Source organism: Geobacillus sp. 46C-IIa (genome assembly GCF_014679505.1).
Classification (GTDB): Bacteria; Bacillota; Bacilli; order Bacillales; family Anoxybacillaceae; genus Geobacillus.
This window is the reverse complement of record NZ_CP061474.1, coordinates 3,220,691-3,242,278: the sequence shown is the minus strand read 5'-3', so window position 1 is coordinate 3,242,278 and position 21,588 is coordinate 3,220,691. Positions and strand designations below refer to the sequence as shown.

18 protein-coding genes and 4 pseudogenes are annotated in these 21,588 nt (G+C 47.0%); 15 read left to right on the top strand and 7 right to left on the bottom strand.

Annotated features, from left to right (window positions below):
• Window positions 1-189 precede the first annotated feature (189 nt).
• Window positions 190-1,380 carry an ISL3 family transposase gene (locus IC803_RS16220; RefSeq protein ID WP_081211189.1) on the bottom strand — a complete coding sequence of 397 codons (1,191 nt, stop codon included), beginning with the start codon at window positions 1,378-1,380 and terminating at the stop codon, window positions 190-192.
• 177 nt (window positions 1,381-1,557) lie between these two features.
• Between IC803_RS16220 and IC803_RS16215 the strand changes: the two are divergent.
• The 3 pseudogenes from IC803_RS16215 to IC803_RS16205 all read left to right on the top strand — a co-directional run.
• Window positions 1,558-2,120 (top strand): annotated as a pseudogene (locus IC803_RS16215) (DUF6431 domain-containing protein).
• A gap of 141 nt (window positions 2,121-2,261) precedes the next feature.
• A pseudogene (locus IC803_RS16210) lies at window positions 2,262-3,510 on the top strand (IS481 family transposase).
• Window positions 3,503-4,135, top strand: a pseudogene (locus IC803_RS16205) (ExeA family protein); the annotation flags it as partial. The pseudogenes IC803_RS16210 and IC803_RS16205, both read left to right, overlap by 8 nt.
• On the opposite strand, the gene istB reads toward IC803_RS16205, so the two are convergent.
• Together istB and istA are read right to left on the bottom strand one after the other, a co-directional pair.
• Window positions 4,125-4,877 carry an IS21-like element helper ATPase IstB gene (gene istB, locus IC803_RS16200; protein WP_042382766.1) on the bottom strand — a complete coding sequence of 251 codons (753 nt, stop codon included), beginning with the start codon at window positions 4,875-4,877 and terminating at the stop codon, window positions 4,125-4,127. The pseudogene IC803_RS16205 and the gene istB sit on opposite strands and share 11 nt — an antisense overlap.
• Window positions 4,874-6,379: an IS21 family transposase gene (gene istA, locus IC803_RS16195; RefSeq protein WP_081211191.1), complete on the bottom strand. Its 1,506-nt coding sequence runs from the start codon at window positions 6,377-6,379 to the stop codon at window positions 4,874-4,876. Before istA ends, istB begins: the two co-directional genes overlap by 4 nt.
• A 135-nt stretch (window positions 6,380-6,514) precedes the next feature.
• On the opposite strand from istA, the pseudogene IC803_RS16190 reads away from it, so the two are divergent.
• A pseudogene (locus IC803_RS16190) lies at window positions 6,515-6,772 on the top strand (AAA family ATPase); the annotation flags it as partial.
• Between the two features lie 604 nt (window positions 6,773-7,376).
• Here IC803_RS16190 and IC803_RS16185 read toward each other — a convergent pair.
• Window positions 7,377-7,925, bottom strand: coding sequence for a hypothetical protein (locus IC803_RS16185; RefSeq protein WP_081211193.1), 549 nt, complete (start codon window positions 7,923-7,925; stop codon window positions 7,377-7,379).
• Between the two features lie 123 nt (window positions 7,926-8,048).
• Here IC803_RS16185 and IC803_RS16180 point away from each other — a divergent pair, with 123 nt between their 5' ends.
• The 9 genes from IC803_RS16180 to IC803_RS16140 all read left to right on the top strand — a co-directional run bounded on the left by IC803_RS16180 (window position 8,049) and on the right by IC803_RS16140 (window position 15,487).
• A complete protein-coding gene (locus tag IC803_RS16180) occupies window positions 8,049-9,812 on the top strand; it encodes an ABC transporter ATP-binding protein (RefSeq protein WP_190304228.1) in 1,764 nt (587 codons plus the stop codon).
• Between the two features lies 1 nt (window position 9,813).
• Window positions 9,814-10,359 (top strand): MauE/DoxX family redox-associated membrane protein, encoded by a 546-nt coding sequence (locus IC803_RS16175; RefSeq protein ID WP_190304227.1) that lies wholly within the window; start codon window positions 9,814-9,816, stop codon window positions 10,357-10,359.
• 21 nt (window positions 10,360-10,380) lie between these two features.
• Entirely contained in the window at window positions 10,381-10,929 is a 549-nt protein-coding gene (locus tag IC803_RS16170; protein ID WP_158083300.1) for a TlpA family protein disulfide reductase, read from the top strand.
• 103 nt (window positions 10,930-11,032) lie between these two features.
• Window positions 11,033-11,554 carry a hypothetical protein gene (locus tag IC803_RS16165; RefSeq protein ID WP_008881522.1) on the top strand — a complete coding sequence of 174 codons (522 nt, stop codon included), beginning with the start codon at window positions 11,033-11,035 and terminating at the stop codon, window positions 11,552-11,554.
• A gap of 81 nt (window positions 11,555-11,635) precedes the next feature.
• Window positions 11,636-12,517: an ABC transporter permease subunit gene (locus tag IC803_RS16160; protein ID WP_069303957.1), complete on the top strand. Its 882-nt coding sequence runs from the start codon at window positions 11,636-11,638 to the stop codon at window positions 12,515-12,517.
• Entirely contained in the window at window positions 12,517-13,530 is a 1,014-nt protein-coding gene (locus tag IC803_RS16155) for an ABC transporter permease (RefSeq protein ID WP_081210494.1), read from the top strand. The genes IC803_RS16160 and IC803_RS16155 overlap by 1 nt, the downstream gene beginning before the upstream one ends.
• Window positions 13,531-13,853: 323 nt before the next feature.
• The gene (locus IC803_RS16150) at window positions 13,854-14,333 is read left to right on the top strand and encodes a DUF2975 domain-containing protein (RefSeq protein ID WP_081210496.1); all 480 of its coding nucleotides are present in this window, start codon (window positions 13,854-13,856) and stop codon (window positions 14,331-14,333) included.
• A 10-nt stretch (window positions 14,334-14,343) separates the two neighbouring features.
• The gene (locus IC803_RS16145; protein ID WP_013144000.1) at window positions 14,344-14,568 is read left to right on the top strand and encodes a helix-turn-helix domain-containing protein; all 225 of its coding nucleotides are present in this window, start codon (window positions 14,344-14,346) and stop codon (window positions 14,566-14,568) included.
• A gap of 16 nt (window positions 14,569-14,584) precedes the next feature.
• Window positions 14,585-15,487: a DUF817 domain-containing protein gene (locus tag IC803_RS16140; protein ID WP_190304226.1), complete on the top strand. Its 903-nt coding sequence runs from the start codon at window positions 14,585-14,587 to the stop codon at window positions 15,485-15,487.
• A gap of 64 nt (window positions 15,488-15,551) precedes the next feature.
• On the opposite strand, the gene IC803_RS16135 is transcribed toward IC803_RS16140, so the two are convergent.
• Genes IC803_RS16135 through IC803_RS16125 form a run of 3 tightly spaced genes read right to left on the bottom strand, consistent with a single transcriptional unit; the run spans window position 15,552 to window position 18,273 of the window.
• A complete protein-coding gene (locus tag IC803_RS16135) occupies window positions 15,552-16,037 on the bottom strand; it encodes a DinB family protein (protein WP_013144002.1) in 486 nt (161 codons plus the stop codon).
• Window positions 16,038-16,089: 52 nt separating this feature from the next.
• Window positions 16,090-16,842, bottom strand: a complete 753-nt coding sequence (locus IC803_RS16130; RefSeq protein WP_081210498.1) for a TatD family hydrolase — start codon at window positions 16,840-16,842, stop codon at window positions 16,090-16,092.
• A 57-nt stretch (window positions 16,843-16,899) separates the two neighbouring features.
• Window positions 16,900-18,273, bottom strand: a complete 1,374-nt coding sequence (locus tag IC803_RS16125; protein ID WP_081210500.1) for a sigma-54 interaction domain-containing protein — start codon at window positions 18,271-18,273, stop codon at window positions 16,900-16,902.
• A 234-nt stretch (window positions 18,274-18,507) separates the two neighbouring features.
• Between IC803_RS16125 and IC803_RS16120 the strand changes: the two genes are divergently transcribed.
• Both IC803_RS16120 and pruA read left to right on the top strand, forming a co-directional pair.
• The gene (locus IC803_RS16120; protein WP_081210502.1) at window positions 18,508-19,920 is read left to right on the top strand and encodes an amino acid permease; all 1,413 of its coding nucleotides are present in this window, start codon (window positions 18,508-18,510) and stop codon (window positions 19,918-19,920) included.
• Between the two features lie 95 nt (window positions 19,921-20,015).
• Window positions 20,016-21,563, top strand: a complete 1,548-nt coding sequence (gene pruA, locus IC803_RS16115; RefSeq protein ID WP_081210504.1) for an L-glutamate gamma-semialdehyde dehydrogenase — start codon at window positions 20,016-20,018, stop codon at window positions 21,561-21,563.
• Window positions 21,564-21,588 lie beyond the last annotated feature (25 nt).

The window sequence follows — 21,588 nt, the reverse complement described above, 5'->3', positions numbered from 1 at the left end:
GGGTTTTCACCATTTTCTGTGATTTCCACTCAATCCCAGAAATATGTTAGCTGGATGAAATAGGTTCATCAGTCAGGATCCTTCTTCCGCATACAGACCATGAAGTTGGTAGAATGGAAACAGTCAAGTGCTTTCCTTGACGGGTTCCATTCTACCAACTATCATACCGATAGCGGAAGAAGGGAGCGCTTAAGCAGCCTGACTGCTTGTAGTGTTCCCTGTACACTCCAGAAATACACGCAAACGAAACCGTTCTCGATTTCGATAGCCATATGCCCGGCGTTTGATGTTTTTGATCTTGTGATTCGTCCCCTCGATTCGGGCATTGGTATATGGGCACAAAAAGTAGGAAAGAATCGGCTCCTTCCACCTTTCAAGCGTGTTGGCTGCTTCCTGAAAAGAAGCAAAAGGGCTCTGTTTGGCTAACTGAATCCATTCTTCCAAGCGTTCCTTTGCTTCGTTATATCCATCGGTTCGGTAAAAATCCCGAAACAACTCTTTCAGATAATAAGCAATGGAAAGTACCGGATACTCCTCCAAGATATCGTCCAATCGAAGCCGTTGGTCCTTACGAAGCTTTTCACAGCCTTTTAAGAGAAGATATCGAGCCTTTTTCAATGGAGAAAATTCCTTTCTTGCTTGATCCAAGGCTTGTGTCACTTTTTGAACCACATGGTACTGATCGATGACAATCGAAGCAGATGGAAACAGGGCACGAACCGCCTTATGATAAGGTTCCCACATGTCAAGAATCACCGTTTGGACCCTTTCTTTCGACAGGACATTTTGGCTCAACAAGTGGATGGCGGAGTCACATTGGCGATCGGCATGCATTCCCATGACCGATCCAGCTTTGGCATCCATCAATACGGTTTCATACTGATGTCCCTTTTTTACCGCGATCTCATCTAAGCTAAGCACCATCTCTTCTTGAGAAGATGCTTCTATCGCTGTTTGACGTTTTTTTGCTTTTTTCGATGCGATGGAGTAATAGATGCGTTCCAATGTCGTATATGAGATGCGGTGCTTTCGGCTAACCTCTTGAATGGTGGAGCCTTCACAAAGTTCATACAAGTACTCACAAAATCGATTGGTGTAGTGTTGATTGGGTTGAATCGATTCCAAAGAGGCGGAAAACACTTGGGAACAATTCCAGCACCGATAGCGCTTTACCTTTACGAACAAGTACACCGGTTGATGGAAAATCGCCAAATCCCGTACTTTTCTTGTCCGTCTGTCGTGGACAGAGGAAGTGGCAAACCCACAATGAGGGCAACGTTCCTGTGTCTCTGTTTTCTCTACATGAATCACATAACCATAGGAAAGAAGTTCTTGTTTAATCACTTTCAATTCTGGCAATCCTAGTGGTATCGAAAGCACTTACGAGACCTCCTTAATGTTGATGTAAATTATCATTTTATTTCAGCACAAAACGCCCATTTTTTTGCACATTCTTTCAGAAAGCCCTCTCCCCTTTTCTGAAGGAATGTGCTAAATTTTTTGTGAATTGTTTCGGACGAAGATTTCCATTCGTTTCAAGGAGAGGGGGGAGGAAGTGTGATCCAGTTTCACGACTTTGGCATTGACATTCAAACGTATACGGATCGTGGGAAAGGGAACGATTTTCCTGACGTGAGCCAATGCCCCCACTGTCCATCCCGCCGCCCCTTGCATCGTCACGGATACGACCAACGCTATGCGTTGACGGCAGAGGGGGAGTATCACCTTTGGATCGCACGATACGCTCGCGAGAGTGTCGCAAAACCGTGAGTGTGCTGCCTTCTTTCCTCCTCCCGTATGTTCAATATACACGATCGGTTATTTGGCAAGCGGTCAAAACGTGGCTGGAAACGCCAAGGCGAGGAGCGAAGACCAAACAGGTTGGTTTTCCCACCAAGGAGGTCATCTTGTTTTATGTCCGACGATTTTTACGGAATCTTTCCCGCTTGCATCACGCGGCGGCGAGGAGATGGGGGATCATCGGCCCTGTAGGGAACGCAAGAACGGAACGGGCGGTCTGGTGGATGCAGACCTTGGAGGGACGGGGGGTGGGCTCGATCATCCAAGACCTGTGGACAAACGAGAGGTGGCATCCGTTTGCGGATCAAATGGTTTCCTAATATCCCTCCTAACACCAAAAATGGATATGATTGATGTTCCCACAAACCCTTCCTCTCGACGAATCTCGAGCCGTTTCGTAAGATAGGAGGCAGAGGGACCGGGACGGTCCAACATCACAGGGAGACAGGGAGGAGATCCGGATGGATGAATCGATGAGACACGACATCGCGCTGTTTCGGTACGGGCTGATCGCTCCGTTGGTGAATGGCCAGGTGGAGCCCAAGGCGTATTTGAATGAGGTGGGCGGGCGAGTGCATTCGATTCCCCATCAAGGGGACAAACCCATTGCGGCGAAGACGATTCTGGATTGGTGCGCCCGATACAAAAAAGGGGGCTTCGACGCCTTGAAGCCGAAGCGCCGTTCGGACCGCGGCCGCTCCAGACGTCTGTCCCCCGATGATGAGGATCATATTCTAGCATTGAGGAAGGAACATCCCACCATGCCCGTGACCCTATTCTACGAACAACTCACCAAGCAGGGGGACATTCCCACCACCCTCTCATACTTTACTATATACCGATTGTTGAAAAAACACAACCTGGTGGGAAAAGAAATCTTGCCGATACCGGAGCGAAAGCGTTTTGCGTGTGACCAGATCCATGAGCTATGGCAAGGGGACTTATCCCATGGACCCACGATTCGCGTCCATGGGAAAGCCCAGAAAACGTTTTTGATCGCGTATATCGATGACTGCTCGCGGTTGGTGCCGTATGTATAGTTTCCCCTCGGAGAAATTTGACGGGCTGCGGATCGTCACAAAGGAAGCGGTGCTTCGTTGCGGGAAGCCGAAACGCATTTACTCGGACAACGGGAAAATTGATCGATCCGAGGTGCTGCAGTATGCGTGCGCCGAGATGGGGATTACGCTCATCCACACTCAGCCGTATGACCCGCAAAGCAAAGGGAAAATCGAACGGTTCTTCCGCACCGTACAGACGCGGTTTTATCCGCTGTTGGAGCTGAATCCGCCGAAGTCGCTTGACGAGTTGAACGAGCGTTTTTGGAAGTGGCTTGAAGAAGAGTATCATCGAAAACCGCACGCCTCACTGGACGGAAAAACGCCGCATGAGGTGTTTCAGTCCCAAGTGGAACGAGTGGTGTGGATCGAAGACATCGATTGGCTGGACGCGATTTTTCTGAAACGGGAGCACCGCAAGGTGAAAGCCGATGGCACGATCACCCTGAATAAACAGCTATACGAAGTGCCGCCTCGGTTCATTGGGCAATCGATTGAGCTCCGCTATGACGAACGAGGCGTCTATGTGTACGAAGATGGCAAACGGGTGGCGGAAGCCATTCGGGTGCGTTTGGAGGATAACGCCTATGTGAAGCGCCACCGGTCGCCGTTTGCGGCGGTTTCGGCGAAGGAGGGCGAACAGGATGTATAAAACGTTTTATTCCCTCTCGCGGGAGCCGTTTGCGAAAGAAACCGACCCGTCCGAGGCGTATCAAGGGGCGGCGTTTCAAGAAGCGCTGCGGGCGCTGGAGTACGTGAAACGAACGCGGGGAATCGGGCTGTTGATCGGAGAGCCGGGGGCGGGCAAGACGTTCGCCCTTCGGGCGCTGAAAGAGTCATTGAATCCATCATTGTATCATGTCGTCTATTTTCCGTTATCGACCGGAGGCGTGATGGATTTTTACCGTGGACTGGCCTTGGGATTAGGAGAGGAACCGAAGTACCGCAAGGTAGATCTCTTCCGCCAAATCCAGCAGGCGATCGAGCGATTGCATCATGAACGACGGATCACGCCGGTGTTCATTTTGGACGAGATGCATTTGGCCAAGGATGCCTTTTTACAAGACATCGCCATCCTGTTCAACTTTGAGATGGATTCGACCAACCCATTTGTCTTGATGTTGGCCGGGCTGCCCCATTTACAGGGGAAGCTGCGGCTCAATCAGCACCGCCCTCTCGATCAGCGGATCATCATGCGATTGTTTTTTGCAAGCAAAAAATGCAGAGAAGTGCAAGAAAAAATACATAGGCTTGCCAGCTCAAGACTTAAGGTTCCAGACCGGGGGAAGAGGACGGCTGGATCGCGGAGAGAGCGTTCCGCAGTCGATAGCTCTCTCCCGTAAAGGCCAGGATGTGGGCATGGTGAACCAAGCGATCCACCAGCGCAGCTGTCAAGCGGTTGTCCCCAAACACCCGATTCCACTGTCCAAATTCCAGATTCGACGTCACGATGACGCTTTTTCGCTCATAACAGTCGGCGATAATATGAAACAACAGCTCCGATCCTTGCTTTTGAAACGGCACATAGCCGAGTTCATCCAATATCAACAGTTCGCACGCATCGATGCTTCGTTTCAGCCGCCCGAGCGTGCCGTTTTTCAATGCCTCTTCCAGCTGGGCGACGAGATCCGCGACGCGGAAAAACCGAACCTCATGGCCTTGTTGGCACGCCTGGATGCCGAGCGCTGTGGCGAGGTGGGTTTTTCCTGTCCCGGGCGAGCCTAAAAGCAGAACGTTTTGCTTTCGCTCCAAAAAGCGAAGGTCACACAGTTCCTCCCTCGATGTCGTGGCTGGCCAATGGATATGACCCGACCATTCGTAATCCTTCAGCCATTTCAACTTCCGAAACTTGGCTTTCTTGATCAGCCGGGCCTGTTTCGCCTGCTGGCGGCACGACAGCTCCAGGGCCAATACATCCCGCAAAAACTGTTCTTTCGTTTCGAACATCACCTCCTCGAATCGATCCGCGATATAGGCCAAATGCAGCGCTTTACAAATCTCTTTCACCTCTGCTCTCATCCCTGGACACCCCCTTCCCGAACAGGATGAAGACGTTGATCATACACCGTTAAGTCCGTTTCATAGTCGATCAGGACGGAAGGGGTGTACGATTCTTTCCACTTGGCCGGGTAATGGGATTGCTCGGCTTCCATCAATACCCCGATTTCATGAGGAGCCAAGTCCCATCGCTGGTTCTCATCGAGCCACTGGGCGATTTCATAAAGCGTGCAACGATCCAACAGCGCTCGCAGCCCTTTCAAACGGACCGCCACCTGGGGCGGGGTGCCAGCCAGATACGTTCGGATCGCTTCCGGCAAGTACGCCCGGTATCGGGAATGCCCGACAACCCGGGGTTTGGTCTCCCACTCAGCGAAAATCTCTTTCCAAGGGATCTCGCGTTTCACGTTCGTATACGGCCTTGGCATCTCAAGATGTATGCCTCCGTCAGGAGAGAGCACAAAGAAACGATCCCACTCTTTTTTCACCAATACCCGGTTGGGGACGGACAGGCCATGGACGACGAACGCCTTCCCATCTACCATCACTTCTCCGTACTGATTCACGTAAGCGTGATCGAGGGAGAAGATCGGAAGATCTTGTTCCGGCAACGCCAACAGCTCCGGCCGCTCTTCCTGCCATAGCTCCTCGATCCACCGCCCCTTTTCATAATGAGGGCGGTTTCGGTCCTCGACCATCTTGCGATGCAGCCACTCCACCAGCTCCGGATACGACTCGATCAACGGAGCCGGGACGAAACAAAGGTTGCGAGTGTAATAGACTTTTCGCTCCGCATTTCCTTTCTCATGTCCGCTGTATGGATTGCACACTTGTACATCAAACCGATAGTAGAGTTGAAATTTCTCAAAAGCCTCGGTGAATTGGCGTTCTCCCCCTTTTCGAATCGACACGATGGCCGCGGACAAATTGTCAATGCGCAATGCCTTTGGCACTCCCCCAGCCTGACGAAACAGCTGCGTCAACCCATGGAGGAAGCATTCACTGTTTTCCGCCGGCAGCGGATAAGCAAACGCAGCGTTGCTATAGGGAAAGCTCATGATCAAAACCGATCGCTCTTCTTCCTTCCCCTCCTTCGTCACAACCGTCATCTTCCCGAAATCCACCTGCGCCTCGCCTGGAGGGTGCTCCAGTCGTTCATAGCGCTGTTCTTTCTCGAGCTTGAGCTGCGGTCTTCGTTTTTGCACGTACGCGCAAACGGTGCGATACGAGCCTTGAAATCCATGGTCACGACAAAGCGCTTCAAACATCGTCTTGTTCGTTCGCCGTTGTTTTCTCGGCAGCTTGGCATCCTCCTCCAACCAGTCATCAATGATTTGCCCGTACCCTTCTTCCTCCATCATCCCCTTTTTGCGTTTGATGGTTGGTTGGACAGAAATGTCTTCATCTGCGTATTTTTTGACCGTTCTCCAGTTATATCCCGTTTCACGGGAAATTTCCGCAATCGATAACCCTTTCTTTTCACGCAGTTTTCTGATACGATTAATTTCGGGCATTGCCAGCATCCTTTCGCTCCTCCACTGTTTGGTTATGTGTTCACAACTTCCACAGTAGAGGAAATGTTAGAGGCTGGCAAGCCTTTTTTTCTTTGCCTTCAGCTCTGCACTTTTCGTTGCAGAACTCTGTATTTTTATTTTGCAATAAACATGCGATGCCGGATGGGGCCGCTGGAGAAGGAAGAGGTGGCGGGCTGCATCGAGCATCGGATGAAACAGGCCGGGGCGAAGCATCCGATCTTCACTCCATCGGCGTTAGAGGCGATTGCCCTGCAATCACGTGGTTGGCCCCGTGTCATCAACACGTTGGCCGCGACGTGCCTGCTGTACGGGCATCAGCTGAAAAAGGACGTCATTGACGAAGAAGTGGTGCGCATGGCTGCAGAGGAAATGGGGTATTAGCACGAAAGGGGCCAAATCGGCCTCTTTTGTGCTTCCTCTTTTTCATCGGTCCATCAGGCGCGCTGGAAATCTTCATCTGAAAGAGCGTGCAAATGTTCCGAAAGAATGTGCAAAATTCCGGAACAATCCGCAAAAATTTTGCGCATTATTTCGGAATCCATCTGAAATAATTTGAAAAAGGGATTCTGAAATAATGTGCTAATTTACATTGATTTCACCGCTAACATTATTGCCAGGATCTCGTCAGTGCTTTCTCTTTTTTGTCACTAAATCACAAAATTTGGTGATGAACCAAAATAAATAAGCTGGCGAGTACGCCAGCTTATTTATTTTTATTGAAGAAGAGATTCTCTTTTTTACGTTGAAGAAAAGATCTCTGCATTTTTAATTAGCAACCGCAGTTACAAAGCTGTACAGAAGAGCATTGTTCGCCAGTTCTTGCATCTTTATAATATCCTAAAGTTGCTTTAAATCCATAATTCCAACAACTGTTATGTGTACCGCAATACTTGTAAAAAATAGTAGATGAACAAATAACATAATTAGGAGAAATTAATCCAGATAAAAACTTACTCATTAATTATCCTCCCCTTCTTTCATAAATTTAATTGTTAGTTAAAAGAGAATCTCTTCTCAAAAACAGTGAATAAAGTTCATATAAATCTGGAGTTGAAAACTTAATCTTTCCTTGTTTATTTAAAACTATAAAAGCGGGATAGTAAGGGATGCGAAATTCATCTATTAAATCGTTCTTGTATTGAAAAATAGATAAATTGGGATCTACTAAATCTAAATAATGGAGTAATTCATTGCTGTTTTCGTTAATAAGAATCTGTAAAGAAATTTTAAGATTATTAGACGTTAAAAGATACCAAAACTCCTCAAAGTGTTCTGTACAATGTGAACAGTTACTATTTAAGATTGCTACAATATTTAAATATTTATGGTCAATTTTTAAAAACGCTGTTTTTCCTTTTCTATCTTTCAGCGGATAATTGACTAAACTCTTAGAATATTCTATCTCAATATGTTTTAAATTAATTCGTGAATTTTCATGAATTATATTTTTGAGTTTTTGTAAGGAAATAAATGAATAGAATGTAGATAGGGAAAAAAGTAGTATGTAAAAAGTGTAAGATAATATATCTAACAAATTTCTTCCCCTCGCAGTAAGTAGAATTTATTAATAAAATTGGACTTTTTTGACTGTTTCTGATATTATAATAGTAAATATTACCCTTAATGTCAATACATTTATTAAGAGGGTTGATATGGTATGGATACATTAAAATTCATATTATCTATTTATTGGAATAAATGTAGAATCAACTTGATTGTGCTGATCTTTCTAAATTTTATTAATTCATTAATTCCTATCATTAGTATTCATTTATTCCAAAAATTAATAGAAGAAATTATGAATTTCATGCAAGATGATGGATCACTAAAAATGTTAATATTTATTTTTACTCTACAAATTATAAGTAATATAATCCCTTTTATTGGGAATCATATTCTGAATATTAATGATCAGATTATTGATAACAAATTATCTCTTGAAACAACTTCATCTATGTTACAAAAAGTAAAGAGTTTAGATTATCTCGATTTTGAGAATCCTTCATTCTACGATAGTTTTCAAAGAGTTTCAAGCAATACAAGTAATATAATCGAATCTGTAAATCATTTGATTGGTCTTATTAGTAACTTAATCAGCGCTATATCAGTATTAGTATATTTATTAACTATTAATTGGATAGTTGTTTTTATCATTATTTTAGGCATTGTCCCTTACACTTTGACTTCGATAAAGTTTAACCGAAGAAATTTTTCTTTGATCAATGAACTCATGCCGGCAACTAGAAAGGAACAGTATTTCATAAATTTATTGACCAATCGAAATACTTTAAAAGAGATTATACTATTTAATGCATTTAACTTTTTAGAACTAAATTGGAAAAAACAGTTTTTATTACTAGCAGAAAAAAAGCTAAATTTTATAAAAACAAAATCGAAAACATTATTTTCCGCGGAACTAATAATTTTATTAACTTTTACTCTTTCAGGACTAGTAATAATCATTGATTTTAAAAATTCAAATATGGCAGCAGATTTAGTTGCTACTATTCAATCCATACAGCTTTTTCAGACGAATTTAAATAATATTGCGAAAAGCTATTCTGATTTTAAAGGAACTTTAATTTTCATCGAGGACTATATGAAATTTATTCATATTAATCCTAGAAATGAAGTGAAGTTAAACAAAATAGAAAAATTACATAGATTGGAGGTGAAAAATCTTTGGTTCAGATATCCACATAATAATTTTGATACTTTAAAAGGGATAAGCTTTAATATTAATCCAGGTAAGAAAATAGCAATCGTAGGGGAAAATGGTAGTGGGAAAACAACACTTATAAAATGTATAGCAGGATTATATTCCAAAGAAAACTTACCTATTTTTATAAATGGAATTCCAATCAAAGAAGTGGATATTGAAAGTCTACAAGACAGAATGTCCGTTTTGTTCCAAGATTTTATATCATACGAATTAACGGTAAGAGAGAATATAGGAATAAGTAGCTCCTCTAACATGGATGACAATATTAGACTCCAAAATGTTGCTGAAAAAGTTAATCTGTTAGAGATAATTAACAAACTGCCAAATAGGTTTGATTCTCTACTTGGTAGATACTTTGAAGGGGGGAATGAGCTATCGGGTGGACAATGGCAAAAAATAGCTCTCGGTAGAGCGCTATTTCGAGAAAGTGACCTAATAATTTTAGATGAACCTACAGCAGCTCTTGATCCTGTATCAGAAAAAGAGATTTTAGAAGATATTTTAAATGAATGTGACAAATCCATTATTATAGTCACCCATAGGTTAGGAGTTGCGAGTTTAGCAGACGAAATTTTAGTGATGAAAGATGGACAGATTGTGGAAAGCGGTACTCACAACGAACTTCTTTCCCTTAATGGGGAGTACAAAAAATGTATGAGTCTCAATCCCATTGGTATAACCTTCAGAAAGGGGTATTAATATGAATTTTAATAATTCTATATTTACCCTTTTATTAATATTTCTTATATTAATTTTCTTATCTTCAACAATAAGTAAAATCATGCATAAAGAAAGATATGATGTTACTATAAGGAATTATGGAATTAAACACCCTCTATTGATAAAATTTGTTTATCTTTTTATAGTATTGAGTGAGGGCTTCATTACATTTTCATTGGCTTTATCAGGTGTAAATCTCTATTGTTTGTTAACCATATCTCTGCTTTTGTCCATTTTCTCAATATTTATAGCGATTAACCTTTTTAAGGGAAATCAAAATTTTTCTTGTGGATGTGGTGGGGTTTTGGAAAATGAGAGACTCTCTTACTGGATGGTATTAAGAAATGCAGTAATTATTTTGATTGCCTTTATTTTATTTAAATCTAAATACTCTATTAATTATATGACAATTCAAACTTTATCATCTTTCATTATTGTAAGTGTATTTTTAATATATGTTCAAATTTTAAAAGAACTCAAAAAAATAAATGAGATTATGCACTTTATCTTTAAGTATATTTACTAGAATTTGGAGAGGATGGTAGTTATGATTTCAAATACTTTACTTCTTTTGGTAATGATACTTCTACTTATTCAATCATATATAATTTACTCTATTATTAAACTTGTGAGAACTTTTTTATCCGAGATCAGAACCATAAAAGGGATTCAGTTTGGAAGTTTGCAAAATGGAGATAAAGCTCCTGCTTTTCGTGCTTTAGATTATCAAGGTAAAAAAGTAGTTTTAAAAGAAATCTTGGAACAACAAAAAGTCCTATTATTGTTTATTAGTAGTACTTGCTCAACATGTAAGAGAGTTGTGAAAGAGTTACCTAACATTAGCAATCGAGCTAACTTTAAAATTATGTTAATAAACAACGATGAAAGTAATAATGATCAGCTTGTTCTAGAAAACATCAATGAATCAATAATATATATCAAAGCTGCATACCTCTTTAATACATATAAAGTTAATAATACACCTTATGTATATTTGATAAATCAGTCAGAAGAAATCGAGATTAGTACAGGGATTAAAAATCCTAAAGAACTAAGTCTTATGTTAATTGACGAAGATTTTAGAGCAACTAGCTAAAAAATACACGAAGGTAACCAAATTGGTGAAGCAAATCATCAAATTGTTTCCAAGAGAATGAAAAATTTTGAAAGATGCTTATACATATATAAGGAGGGTTTTTATGAAGGATATCCGAATGACGGTGGTCCTTACGTTGTTGTTGCTATTGGTGCTAGTTGGCTGTGCCAAACCGAAAGTGGAGCAAACGGTAAAATTAGGTGGTGCGGTCAAAACGATCGGTGACCTAGTGGTGCTAAGCGGAAACAGCAATCTGCCAAAAGGCGCCGTCGTGCAAATTGTGATGAAAGAAATCGAGGGGGGCAAACAGGTACTCGAGGAAAAAGTAAACGTTGGGGAAGACGGAAGTTATTCATGGAGCGCGAAAAGACCGGAGCGAGCTAAGGAATATGAGCTGGATGTGATGTTTTTGCCAGAACTGCAGCCGAAGCACGTAAAAGAGAAGTATGGTGAAAAGGGAGAGCTTATCAAAAAAGACTCGTCGGGCAGAGTAGAATATCAAACAGACGGACAAACCTATGTAGGAATTAAAATGTATGACCGCATCTTGAAAATAGGCGATGGAATGGGAGGACAGCAATCCATGTTAGCAGAAACATTGCCTCCCCCGGCACCATCTTATTAAAATGCAAGCACTGGCAGCTTACAGCCGAAAGGAACATCAAGCAATCGGTTGCCCATGCTCCGAAGGAGGGGGATCAGCCTTATGAAGAAATGGAAACTCGCCTTGACGGTGCTGGCGGATTTGTTGCTTACCATTTTCACGATTATGGCGATTATCGCGTTTGCGCAAAGCTATTCCTTGTTTCCGAGCCCGCAAATGGTCACGGTATTTTGGCAGCAATTTCAGCAGCTGTTTTGGAGCTTTTTTTCTATTCGTGATATAACGGTTTCGCTCTCGCAATGGCACAATGCTCCCCTGCTCTCAACGATGATGGAGCCGTATGCCTATTCCCTTATTATTTTATGGGGGGCGCTGGCTGTTTCCTTCCTTATAGCCGTTACGGGAGCCTACATCTGCTTTTTGCTTCCGCGTCCGCTGCAAAAAATGGTGAAAGGAATCGCGTTTTTTCTTGAGTCGATCCCCGATGTTATTTTTATTTTTTCTACGCAACTGTTTGTCATCTGGGTGTTTAAAAAGACAGATTTGCTTATTGTCAATCCTGTTGCCGGTTTTGACAATGTATACGTGCTGCCGATTGTCATGATTTCCATTTTGCCTTCCATTCTGCTGTTCCAAATGACATTTCTTGCGTTTACGGAGGAAAAAGACAAGCCATACGTCGAATATGCGCTAGCGAAAGGATTGTCAAAAACGGCAGTGCTATGGCGCCATATGTTCCGCAACGCGCTGATCACCGTGTTTTCTAACGTCCAATATTTGTTTTGGTTTATGCTGTCGAACTTGTTAGTGGCGGAATATTTGTTTAATATGCATGGATTTTTCCGGTTTTTGTATGAGCAGCGCCATACGCCGGAAGTAGTGGCTATCGGTCTTGCCATGCTGTTTTTGCCGTTTTACATCATTGATGTGGCCGGGAAACGAGTGATTGCTTATTTGACGGGAATCGAGAGGGGGGTAGCGTGATGCGCGCATTCCGCAACGTTTATTTTACGACAGGATTTATCATCGCGGCCGGTCTATTGCTGGCCAGTTTTTTATATTCTTATTGGCTGAAAGACATCATTCCACAGCCGCCGGAGCGGATCTACAATGAGGCTGGGCGGCTCGTTGACGTTCCTCCGTACCCGCCGAGCTGGGTCCATCCATTTGGCGTCGATCGCCAAGGCGAAGATGTGTTTTGGAAGGTCATCGATGGGGCGAAATATACGATTTTCACCGCATTGGCGGTCAGTTTGCTGCGGCTGGCGTTCGGGACGGTCGGCGGAATCATGTATGCTTTTTATTTACAGAAATTTCGTTTTATTGCCGAGTCCATCGTCCGCGCCTTTCGGTTTGTGCCGGCGATATTTTTAACGATGCTCTTTTTTGCTTTCATTCCATTGGAGGAGCAAGGAGCTGGAATGGGAGTGTTGATAAAACAACTATTGGTGCTTGCGGCTGTTGCGCTTCCGCCGTTAATGCTGGTCATCGGCAATGATATCGCTGTCTTTTTGCAAAATGAATTTGTCGTTTCTTCCCGGCTGATGGGAGCTGATAACGTTTGGCTCATCCGCAAGCACGTTCTCCCGTATATGCGGCCGCGGCTGTTTTTGCTGTTTACCCAGCAGACTGTGCAGTCGCTCTTGCTGCTTGTGCATCTCGGGGCGTTTCAAATATTGCTAGGAGGCGTAAAAGTTATATACGATTCCGATGGGTTGGGCCCTCCCGAGAAGGTGGCGTTCTCCCTTTCGAATGAATGGTCCGGCTTGATCGGTCTTTCCTATCGGGAAATGATGCTTGACCAATGGATTGTTGTCGGGCCGTGTGTTGCCTTTATCGTTGCCATTTTTGCCTTCAAATTAATGGGAAAAGGGTTAGAGCAAGTGATCGCTGGAAAAGGAAAACGGAAGCGGCGGAAAAAACAGCGGAGTTCATCGGGAAAAACCGCTTCTTTTCCGCCGCAGCAGGGCGATTTTCAATTTGTACTTTATAGATAGGCTATTATGATTTCCGCGAAAGCACGGGCTGTCGATGAAAAACGAGTAATTGGGGGGAGTGCGGTTAAATAGCAGAATCAGGCCTGACGGGCCGAACGGCGGCTTTTTCCGAGATGGAAAGCGAATCGATTGGTAATGGCGGCGTGGAAGTGCATGCAGTGCACCTGCCGCCTCGGGATGGATCATCGGGCGTTCCCCGTGTGGGGCGCCTTTTCTTTTTTGTTTTACAGAAAAAAATTCATTTAAATCGATCATTATTTATTGATAAACGATAAATGATTCATTACAATAAAGTCGAAAACGAGTCAGTGTGAGGTGTTTCGATGAAACGGGAAACGTTGTTTTTGAAGGCGTCTTTAGTGTTGATCGGCCTTCCGGTTTTGTCATTGTGCCTATTTTTGGTTCCTGCGCTTGCGAAGGTGGCGGTCAAGCTGGTGCCAACGTTCCCTTGGATCAAGTATTTTGTTTATCTTGTGTTTGAGGCGTCCGCGCTGCCGTTCTACTTCGCTTTGTATCAGGCGTTCCGGTTGTTAGTGTATATTGACCGAAACGACGCGTTTTCCGAGGCGTCGGTGAAAGCGTTAAAGACGATCAAACATTGCGCCGTCGCCATCAGCGGGCTGCATTTGCTTGTCTTGCCGCTGTTTTACTTGTTCGCCGAGAAAGACGACGCTCCGGGTGTCATTTTCGTCGGTCTGATTGTGCCGTTTGCGTCGCTTGTCATCGCTGTGTTCGCCGCGGTTTTGCAAAAGTTGCTGCAGCAGGCGATTGAAATCAAACAAGAAAATGAGTTGACCATTTGAGGTGGATGACATGCCGATTATCGTGAATCTTGATGTCATGTTGGCGAAGCGGAAGATGAGCGTCACCGAGCTGTCGGAGAGAGTCGGGATCACGATGGCGAATTTGTCGATCTTGAAAAACGGGAAGGCGAAGGCGATCCGTTTCTCGACGCTCGAAGCCATTTGCAAGGCGCTCGATTGCCAGCCCGGGGACATTTTGGAGTATCGAAGTGATGAAGGGGAGTCAAATCCGTGAGTAGGGAGGAGACGGCTTGAAAGGGGAAAAGCAAGAGCTAGCGGTGGACGAATCTCCACCGTTTGGCCTCATGATCGTCCGGGTGCGCCAGTTTGGCAGAACGTCGCGGCTGATCAAAGCGTTTGTGCAGCTTGTTCGCTTCGGTTGGGCGCAGGCGTTGTCTTGCGTGTTTCCGGTTGTCATTTTTGCCTCATTGGCGCTGACGAAGATCGCGCCGCTTCCGCTATTGCCGCGGTATGATTGGCTGCTTGTTATTTGCCTGCTCATGCAATGGTGGATGGTGCGGTCAGGGATGGAAACGCGGGATGAACTCAAAGTGATCACCTTGTTCCACGTCATTGGACTTGCGCTCGAGCTGTTTAAAGTGCGCATGGGTTCGTGGTCGTATCCGGAAGAGGGGTATACGAAAATCTTTGGCGTGCCCTTGTACAGCGGGTTTATGTATGCGAGCGTCGCCAGCTATCTTTGCCAGGCGTGGCGAAGGCTGAAGGTGGAGTTGGTGCAATGGCCGCCGTTTTGGATGGTCGTTCCTCTCGCTTCGGCGATTTACTTGAATTTTTTCACCCACCATTATTGGGTGGACGTTCGTTGGTGGCTCTCAAGCCTCGTCATGCTTGTCTTTTGGCGGTCATGGGTGACGTATGAGGTCGGGGGAATCCGCTACCGGATGCCGCTTGTTTTGTCGTTTTTGCTGATCGGGTTTTTCATCTGGATCGCGGAAAACATCGCCACCTTTTTTGGCGCTTGGCAATATCCAAACCAGGCGAAGGCGTGGAGCCTTGTTCATCTTGGGAAGGTGAGTTCGTGGTGTTTGCTCGTTATTGTCAGTTTTCTCATCGTGGCGACGTTAAAGCAAGTGAAAACAATTGCTGTGACAGGGGCAGTGGAGCGTTCACATGAAGATGGAAAATCGTTGTAAGCCGAGCAGGGCGGGGATTTGGCTGGTCGTTGCTCGGCTTTTTCCTTGATGAGCCGCCCGCTCCTCACGGAAGCTGTGCCTTGATTTCTTCAATTTGCGCGAGGTGGCGCTGTTCATGGTAGCCGACAAATTCCACCCATTGCTTCAAATTCAGTGGCCCAAAAATTGGATGCGGGAACGATTTGGCTTCCAAGTCAGCCGGATTGGCTTGCTCCGTGATTTGGCGCAACCGCTGCCGCGATTGATGCAATTTTTCTTCCAGTTCGTGTCGAGTGAAAAAGCGGTTGTCCGGGCGGGCGAAATCAGGCGCCTCCACTTTTTTGGAACGGTCAACGGTCAAGTGGATCGGTTTCTCCTCAACCGGCTGGCTCTCGCCATGCTTTAATGTATGGGCGATCATAGCTGCGATCGATGTTTCAATTAAGTACAGGTGTTCGAGCACTTGGGCGATGGTCCAACTCCCTTTCGCTGCCCGGGTGTTCAGCTGTTCGTCCGACAGCCCGGAAACGCTTTTGATCAGCTGTTGGCGCACTCGCTCATTATGATCCATCATGTTTCCCTCATTTCGATGTAGATTTGGTTTCATCGTACGATAAGGAAGATCAACCGTAAAGCCGTTTTGTGTTCGCCGTGATCATGGTTTTGACTTGTTCGATATCTCGGCCATAGTGTGCCGCCACGGCTCGCGCGGAGTCCAATAGCCATAACGGCGTTGTCAGTTTTCCGGCAAACGGGCCTGCAAACGGCCATGGGCCATCGGTTTCAAGGAGCAGCTGCTCGATGGGAACGAGGGATAACAGCTGCTTGTCGCGCTCGCGGTAGCACACTTCCGGCGTGATGGAGATGTAGTAGCCGCATTGGACGATTTGTTTGACCACGGCAGGCTCGGCCTTCAGCCAGTGGAAATGGGCTTGTCGGACGCCAGTTTGCTGCAAGATGGCCAAGGCGGTTTGGGCGCGGTCGTAGACGGCGTGAAGAACGAGCGGCAAGGAGGCATCCGCGGCGATGGCCGCGATTTCGGTTAATCGTTCTTGATACGCGGGCAGCTTGGCGCATGCTTCCGCTGAATAGTATGGCAGCCCGACTTCGCCGATGGCGGCGAGCAGCGGCCGCTCTTGCTTGACAAGCTCTGTCCATTCGTTCCAATCGGCTTCGCTTGGCAGCGGTTGCTCGGGATGAAAACCGATGGCGGCGTAGACGAAGGAAGGGAATCGCTGTTTCAACTCGAGCGTTCGGCAGCTGGAGCGCAAATCGGTGGATACGGCGACGACGCCGGTGATGCCCGCTTCTTGCCAACGGTTGATTTGTTCATCGATGTCCGTGTACTGGTCGAGATGAATATGAGCGTCGATCATCCACAGCGACCTCCCCTGTCCTTTTTGCCGTCCCGCTGGCTGAGGCTTTTCGCCTTTTCATCCCCATTCCTTATCAATCTGGTATTTGCGGATGCGGTATTGCAAGTTTTGTCGGCTCAAACCAAGCGCTTTGGCCGTTTTGGTGATGTTGAAGCCGTGATGCTGCAGCGCCTTGCGGATGTAGTAAATTTCGACTTCTTCCATGTATTTGTCAAGAGGCAAAATGTCTTCCGTATCAAATAAAAAGTCCGTTTTCGTTTCGTCGGGCGCCAGCTTGGCTCGAAAAGGGGCAGGCAGATGGGCGAGGGTGATGGTTTGTTCTTGTTCCATCGTCGCCATCGTTTCCAAAATGACGGCCTCAAGCTCGCGCACGTTGCCGGGCCAACGGTAATGGAGAAACGCCTCTTGCACATCGTCGTCGAGCCCCTCGACGTGCAGTCCGTAGCGCTCGTTGCCTTGATGGATGAAATGAACGGCCAGCGGCAAAATATCCTCTTTCCGTTCGCGCAACGGCGGCAGGACGATGCAGTGGACGGCAATTTGGTAGTAAAGCGATTTGATCAATTCTCCGTTTTGGACCGCGTCAATCGGGTCGCCGCTTGTCGAGGCGATGAGGCGAACGTCCGCACGAACCGGTTCTTGGCCATGGGCGCGGACAAACTGTTTTTCTTGCAGGAAACGGGCAAGTTTTTGTTGAAGCGGCAGGCTTAACGAGTCAATATCGTCAAGCAGGACGGTGCCGCCGTCCGCTTGTTCAAACAAGCCGGGCTGGATCTCGCCGTCTTCTTCGCTGCCAAACAGCATCGTTTCCATCCAATCGTCCGGAAGCGACAAACACGTTTGCGCAAAAAACGGCTTAGCTCGCCGTTCGCTTTCGTGGTGAATGCAGGAAGCGAGCAAGTCTTTTCCTGTCCCTTTCTCCCCAATGAGCAGCACAGGCGCTTCGGAGCGGGCGGCATGACGCGCAAGGCGGATGGCCTTTTGCATCGCTTCGCTTTGGCCGATGATGTCTGCAAACGTGCGACCGGCTTCACCGCGTTGGTGGTGCTCTTGGATCAGCTTGCGGAATTTGGTGATGTCTTTGGCGATTTCCACGGCGCCGATGATGCGCCCGTCTTTTTGCAGCGGGTGTGTTTGATTGACCGTTGTCACGGCTTGTCCTTTGTTATTGAAATAGGTTTGCTGCTTGTTCAGAATGCTTTCACCGGTGCGCAGCGCTTCAAGCAATGTGCTCGGCTGCTCCGGGTTGAAGCGGAAGACGTCCAAAATGTTTTTATCGAGCACGTCCTCGATGTTCATGCCCTCGATGTCCCGCATTTTTCGGTTGTAAATGACGGTTTTTCCGTGTTGATCGACGGCATGGACGCCAAGGTCGATCAGTTCGAGAATTTGCTCATACATCGATAAAAGCGTTTCCATATCGCGGTTCACGATCAGCACCTCTCTTTTTTGTATTATAGCATAAGGCGGACGGGAGACGGGAAGGGAAAGAAAGATGTGAAAAAAATTTTTGCTAAATATATTGAAAATAGAAAAAAACAACTTCATAATAAAGTTGTGATACAAGAAAAAATGAAAAATAATTTTGCATAAAAGGGGGTTCTGTTTGTTTGATAAAAATGTAAGCGGTTGCGAAATCTATCATAGAGAGGGGAGAGTTTTCGGATGCAACCAGTGCAAGAACTGAAACGAGAGCTAAAAAGCAGGCATTTATTTATGATCGCGCTAGGCGGAGTGATCGGCACCGGTTTGTTTTTAGGATCGGGTTATACGATTCATGAGGCGGGGCCAGGAGGGGCCGTCGTTGCTTATCTTTTTGGCGGATTGGTTATGTATTTGACCATGCTTTCGTTAGGAGAATTGGCCGTGAGAATTCCTGATGCCGGGTCGTATCAGACGTATGCGACGAAATTCATCTCGCCGGCAGTGGGGTATTGCATCGGTTGGCTGTCATGGCTGAACTGGTCGGTGACGGTCGGCATCGAGCTGCTCACGGTCAGCATTTTGATGAAGCGATGGTTTCCTGATGTGCCGACATGGGTGTTTTGTGCGGTCTTCGCTTTGCTCTTGTTTTTGATCAATGCGTTGTCTGTCAAAGGATTTGGCGAGGTGGAGTTTTGGTTTTCGAGCATCAAGGTGTTGACGGTCATCGCCTTTATTGTTCTCGGTCTGGCGGCGATGTTTGGCGTCATCCAGATGAAAAATGGGCAGCCCGCTCCGTTTTTTTCGAATTTTACTGATCATGGCGGATTGTTTCCAAACGGGTTTTGGGCCATCTTTACGACGATGATCCTCGTGAACTTTTCGTTCCAGGGGACGGAATTGGTCGGCGTGGCGGCAGGGGAAAGCCGCGAGCCGGAAAAAACGGTGCCGGTTGCGTTGCGCAACACCGTATGGCGCATTTTGATCTTCTTTATTTTGGCCATTTTTGTGCTGGCTGGTTTGTTTCCGTGGGAGAAAGCCGGCGTTGTGGAAAGCCCGTTTGTTGAGGTGTTTGACAACATTGGCATTCCGTATGCAGCCGATATCATGAACTTTGTCATCATTACCGCGGTGCTGTCGGTGGCCAACTCGGGCTTATATGCGACATCGCGCGTCCTCTGGTCGATGTCGCGCCAAGGCATGGTCACTCCGTTTTTCAGCAAGCTATCGAAACGCGGCGTGCCGATCAATGCGCTTATTGCCAGCATTGCCATCGGCTGCTTGTCTCTGTTGTGCAGCGTGTATGCGGAAGATACGGTGTACGTCTGGCTGACGGCGATCGCCGGATTTGGCGCCGTCACGGTGTGGGCTTCCATCGCGCTGTCAAGCTATTTCGGCCGGAAAGCGTTTTTGCGCGAAGGCGGCGATGTGCGCGATCTGAAATACAGGACGCCGTTGTATCCGTTCGTGCCGCTGGCCGCGTTTGCGTTGAATATGGCGACGATCATCGGACTGGCCTTTATCCCAGATCAACGGATCGCGCTTTACTGCGGCATCCCGTTTTTGCTTGCGTGTTATGGGTACTACCACCTTGTGGCGAAAAAACGGGTTCAGCCCCTAGCCGCAGAAAAAGGGGAGTTCAAGGCCGCCAAGTAAAAATAATTGAAAAATGCCATAATCATTTGCATAATATAACTATGAAACCGTTTTATAATGAAAAATTTTTTTGCCTTTTCAAGGAGGATGACGAAATGGTGCAGCCGTACAGACATGAACCGCTCACGGATTTTACCGTGGAAGCAAACCGCGAGGCGTTTTTAGAGGCGCTCAAAAAAGTGGAATCGGAGCTTGGGCGCGATTATCCGCTTGTGATCGGCGGTGAGCGAGTGATGACGGAAGACAAAATCACGTCGATCAATCCGGCGAACAAAACGGAAGTGGTCGGCCGGGTGGCGAAAGCGAACAAAGAGCTGGCGGAGCGGGCGATGAAAACCGCTGATGAGGCGTTCCGCACTTGGAGCCGGACGAGCCCGGAAGCGCGGGCCGATATTTTGTTCCGGGCGGCGGCGATCGTGCGCCGGCGCAAGCACGAGTTTTCCGCTTGGCTGGTGAAAGAAGCGGGCAAACCGTGGCGTGAAGCGGACGCCGATACCGCGGAAGCGATCGACTTTATGGAATATTACGGGCGGCAAATGTTGAAGTTGAAAGACGGCATTCCGGTGGAAAGCCGTCCGGGGGAAACGAACCGCTTTTTCTATATCCCGCTTGGCGTCGGCGTCGTCATTTCACCGTGGAACTTCCCGTTTGCCATTATGGCGGGGACAACCGTCGCTTCGCTTGTGACGGGCAATACGGTACTCCTGAAACCGGCAAGTGCAACACCGGTCGTGGCGTACAAGTTCGCGGAAGTGCTCGAAGAAGCCGGGCTTCCGGCCGGGGTGCTGAATTACATCCCAGGCAGCGGGGCCGAAGTGGGCGACTATTTGGTCGACCATCCACGCACGCGGTTTGTCAGCTTCACCGGCTCGCGCGATGTTGGCATCCGCATTTATGAGCGCGCGGCGAAAGTGCAGCCGGGACAAATTTGGCTGAAGCGCGTCATCGCGGAAATGGGCGGCAAAGACGCCATCGTCGTTGATAAAGAAGCCGATCTTGAACTCGCGGCGCAATCGATTGTCGCCTCGGCGTTTGGCTTTTCGGGGCAAAAATGTTCGGCTTGCTCGCGCGCGATCATCGTCGAAGATGTGTACGATCAAGTGTTGAACCGCGTCGTTGAGCTGACAAAGCAGCTCAACGTCGGCGACCCGGCGGAGCAAGCGACGTTTATGGGACCGGTGATTGACCAAAACGCGTACAACAAAATTATGGAATATATCGAAATCGGCAAACAAGAAGGCCGTCTCATGACTGGTGGGGAAGGAGACGACTCGAAAGGCTTCTTCATCCAGCCGACGGTGTTTGCCGATGTTGATCCGAATGCGCGCATTATGCAGGAGGAAATTTTCGGACCGGTCGTCGCGTTCGCCAAAGCGCGCGACTTTGACCACGCGCTTGAGATCGCGAACAACACGCAATACGGCCTGACGGGCGCTGTCATTTCGCGCAACCGAGCGAATCTTGAAAAAGCACGTCATGAGTTCCATGTCGGCAACTTGTACTTCAACCGCGGCTGCACAGGGGCGATTGTCGGTTATCAGCCGTTTGGCGGCTTCAATATGTCGGGGACGGACTCCAAAGCCGGCGGCCCGGACTATTTAATTCTCCACATGCAAGCAAAAACCGTATCGGAAATGTTTTAATGGCGGGGTGGTCGCGGCCACCCTT